General features: G+C 59.1%; 4 protein-coding genes and 1 pseudogene. 3 read left to right on the forward strand and 2 right to left on the reverse strand.

Annotated features, from left to right (window positions below; genetic code table 11):
- Window positions 1–200: 200 nt before the first annotated feature.
- Entirely contained in the window at window positions 201–485 is a 285-nt protein-coding gene (locus QOC89_RS07990) for a hypothetical protein (RefSeq protein WP_323044530.1), read from the reverse strand.
- Window positions 486–708: 223 nt separating this feature from the next.
- Here QOC89_RS07990 and QOC89_RS07995 point away from each other — a divergent pair.
- The 3 genes and pseudogenes from QOC89_RS07995 to QOC89_RS08005 all read left to right on the forward strand — a co-directional run.
- Window positions 709–1,590 (forward strand): annotated as a pseudogene (locus tag QOC89_RS07995) (SulP family inorganic anion transporter); the annotation flags it as partial.
- Window positions 1,591–1,680: 90 nt separating this feature from the next.
- Window positions 1,681–1,935: an RNA-binding protein gene (locus tag QOC89_RS08000; protein WP_323044531.1), complete on the forward strand. Its 255-nt coding sequence runs from the start codon at window positions 1,681–1,683 to the stop codon at window positions 1,933–1,935.
- 593 nt (window positions 1,936–2,528) lie between these two features.
- The gene (locus QOC89_RS08005) at window positions 2,529–2,750 is read left to right on the forward strand and encodes a DUF2964 family protein (protein WP_323044532.1); all 222 of its coding nucleotides are present in this window, start codon (window positions 2,529–2,531) and stop codon (window positions 2,748–2,750) included.
- 8 nt (window positions 2,751–2,758) lie between these two features.
- Here QOC89_RS08005 and QOC89_RS08010 read toward each other — a convergent pair whose 3' ends face one another.
- Window positions 2,759–2,992, reverse strand: coding sequence for a hypothetical protein (locus QOC89_RS08010; protein WP_323044533.1), 234 nt, complete (start codon window positions 2,990–2,992; stop codon window positions 2,759–2,761).
- Between the last annotated feature and the right edge of the window lie 660 nt (window positions 2,993–3,652).

A 3,652-nucleotide genomic window follows, 5' to 3' on the forward strand; every position in this document is an offset into this window, starting at 1 on the left:
ACAACCTCTCACGCTAAACCTACCGGGCCGCCAGAAGAAGTTTCACCAACCAGATGCTCCTGTTCGAGCAGCCAGTCATTCGACTCCGCCAGGCATACCACTCGAGCGCGGCGCGCACATGATAACCGCGGTGCCTCTATACCGAGGCACCGCAGCCCTTGCTGGAAAGATACCTCAAGTGGGTAGGGCCCCTACTGCTCTCATTTAAGTGAATCCCCTTGAGGCGCTGCCTCGTCCGGCGGTACGTCGCCAGGAGAAGGTTCGGCAGGCGTTTCTTCGTCTGGAATGTCCTCGTCCGGCTCAGTGCCGGGAACGTCGCTCTGCTCACCCGTCGTGTGGTGAGTAGCTTCGTCGTCCGACCCGATTCGAGTCACGCCTCCGGTCGACGGCGGGTCACTTGCCGGAAACGTGTCTTCGATGGCGTCGTCGACGGTTTTTTCGGACTTGTCGTCCGGAACGCGCTGCTCTGTCAGCTGGTTTGCCATGGTGGACTCCTGAAGGTATGTGGCCAACATAGACGCAAGCCGCGTTCCGCGTTCACCGTCATTCGGGTGCGCCTGTGCTTGGGGTAGTCGACAAGCGGAGATCTGTCTGAGCGGAACAGGCGCGGCCCGCACGCCATCGCTGCTGCTGTCCATCGATAGCAAATGACGGAAGAGGAACTTCGTTCGCTAGCCTACCGATTGTGGGAGGAGGCTGGATGCCCCGACGGTCGCGGCCGGACGGGCGTTCGCGAAAAGTGGCGAGCCGACGCCACAGCCAAACCAGGAGTTGCTGGCGACGGGGCTGGCGAACCTCGGTGGTGCATTTTTCGGGGCCATGGCGGCTGGCGGAGGAACTACGCAAACCGCCGTGAACCGCCTGTCGGGCGCACGGTCCCAACTGTCCGGACTCATCACCTCGTTAGCCGCGCTCGGCACGATGTTGTTGCTGGCGCCTCTCATCGGGTTGATGCCGGAAGCCACACTGGCCGCCGTGGTGATCGTGTACTCGGTCGGGCTGATCAAGCCAGTGGAGTTTCGGGAAATCCTGAAAGTGCGGCGCATGGAGTTCGTCTGGGCGCTGGTCGCGCTGGTCGGCGTGGTGCTGGTCGGTACGCTCGAAGGGATTGTCGTCGCCATCATTGTGTCGATGGTGGCACTCGCTCACCAGGTGTCAGATCCGCCGGTTTATATCCTGGGCAGGAAGCCCGGCACGAATGTGTTCCGCCCCCAGTCGAGCGAGCACCCCGAGGATGAAACCTTCCCCGGCATGCTGATGCTGAGGCCGGAGGGGCGGATATTCTTTGCCAATGCGCAGCGCATCGGCCAGAAGTTGAGACTGCCGGTTACCGCGGCGAAGCCGAAGGTTGTGGCACTCGATCTCGCGGGAGTATTTGATTTCGAGTTCACCGCATTGAAGATGCTGACAGAAGCGGAGAAGAAGTTGCGTGAGGATGAGGGGATCACGGTCTGGCTCGTCGGCTTGAATCCCGGCGTACTTGCGATGGTCCGGCGCTCTCCCTTGGGAGAGACGCTTGGGCAGGACAGGATGTTCTTCAACATGGACCATGCGGTTGCCAGGTATTACGCCAGCGAGGCGAGTGGCTAACGCTACAAATGCATATCCAATGGAGCGAGATAAGGAGGCAGACCTGAACGTCGAGATACGGCGCGCATTTGTAAATGACAGGAGCGAAAAATGGTGCATTTGATGTTGGGGAACGTTGAACCTGGTACCTCCGACGACGAGATCCAGGAATTTTTGGTGAGGTACGGATTCCCTCCGTACGATGAGATCGAGCACGTCCCCGGAGATGGATCGCGGCCCGCGGTAGCGCTGACCTTCCATTCGCTCAATCCGGAAACTTTGGGCAAATTGCAGCCCCGCGTCCATAACCTCTTCTGGAAGAACCGGAGGGTCACTGCGGTGGTCTTGAGGGACCACTTTAAGTGAGTCGGACCCGTGATGACCGTGTGCAACAATCGACACCCCAACGAGCATGCTGGTGGGAGTAAGGTCCGTTGCCAGATGCAGCCCCACGATCTCTGCGGGATTAATCGTGGCTCAACCGGAGCGAGCAATGAAAGAACAATTCACTCTCCGTGCAATGGTGCGAAACAGAAGCAGCCCCGCGAAGGAAACGCTTTTGATTTGCGCCTCCTAATCTGCGGCCGACTCATTGTTTTGTCATCCGCGGGCGCAAGAATTCTCTTTGCTCGCCGGCCCTCTTGTCACTAGCGGAGCGAACTCTTATTCATGGGACGCCAGTCGCGACCACTCAGAACGATGACCTGCCGCAAGACCGAACCGGCGACGGTCGCATCTTGGGGCGTCGTCTCGGTATCGGCCAGTTATCAGCTCGGCAAGCGCTGGTTGACACGCGTGACGTGGAATCGCATCGTCACGCGCTACGATCGTGATACCGATGTAATTGAAGCCGGAGTCGGCTTGCGTTCTGGCCACCCTGGAGCGTTGTACCGGTTGAATCCGCCGCAACAGCATACTAATATTGATTTGCGGGACCGTCGTAAATACTGGAGGTCCGGATGAAGAAATCGGAAAGGCGGGTTGCGATTGCATTAGTGGGTGTCGCTATCTGGCTCGGTGGTCTCTATTTCGCCATTACCGGACTGATCTATGACCGCACCATTGAATTCCGCTACGGGACGCTCGCCATTTTTGTCGGCGTCTCGATCGCGGTCATTGCATTGAACCTGATTTCGATTCCAGGCTTGCCGAATAAGAAGAAGAAGCAGATCTCCCGATAGTAACGTGCTCAGTGCTCACCAGACGCCGGCGCAGGCGGCGTAGGCGGCGCTTCGTTTTCCTTTTTCATCTGATCACGCGTATCGCTCTTTGCTTCGCGCGCCTTTTTCTGCGCTGCCCGCTGCGTGTCCTGCATCTGCTTCGTCGCCGCGGCACCCGTTTGGGCTCGCACGCTAGTGGGTGAAATGGAATACATGACGATACATGCCGCGATGGCCGGCGCTGCTACGTAGAACCCGTTCATATCGCTCTCCAGAAGAAAATTCTGCATATCGCTTTGTGGCCCTGCAAACTGCTCGACACACCACCGGATCACCCCCGCAATCTACGCATAGTAACGCTATGATGCCTTGTTGAATGGTCATGGGCTTTGTGAAGAACACCGGTTGTACGGGTCTGCTGACTGACGCGACGCGGCCCGATCAATCACCAAAGCGCCTGCGCGGCGCACCACCCGACACAGTCCACGCCCCTCCGGATGATGCTGCAAAGACAGGAGACGCTGGTATGGGTAAACATCCCACCGCGGGCGCTTCGCGGCAGACCGCCACGAACTTTGACCCGCGAAGGACGCACGCGACTGGTCCGCGTTCCGGCTGACGATGAAGTTGAAGGTGAGATGCACATAGAGCGGGATCTTGCCTATTTCGACACGGAGTTCGAGGCGATCGAGGTTGCCCAACAATGGGCCTTTGCATGGATCTGTGAGCGCGAGGGAAGCGTCGATAGTACCCAGGACGAGACGCCGACATCCCGGAGCGGCATTCCGGCCGAACCGGCCTTTTGCCAATGCGAACCTGACGGGGAATGTAGCAGGCGTGCCTGGTCAGGCCTGGCGTTCGGGGCTAGGCGATGTACGGCTCCGGATTGCCGCGAATCTGCTGGGCGGTCCCGCGCTCACACC

Source organism: Paraburkholderia sp. (assembly GCF_034668105.1).
In the GTDB taxonomy this organism is placed as follows: Bacteria; Pseudomonadota; Gammaproteobacteria; order Burkholderiales; family Burkholderiaceae; genus Paraburkholderia.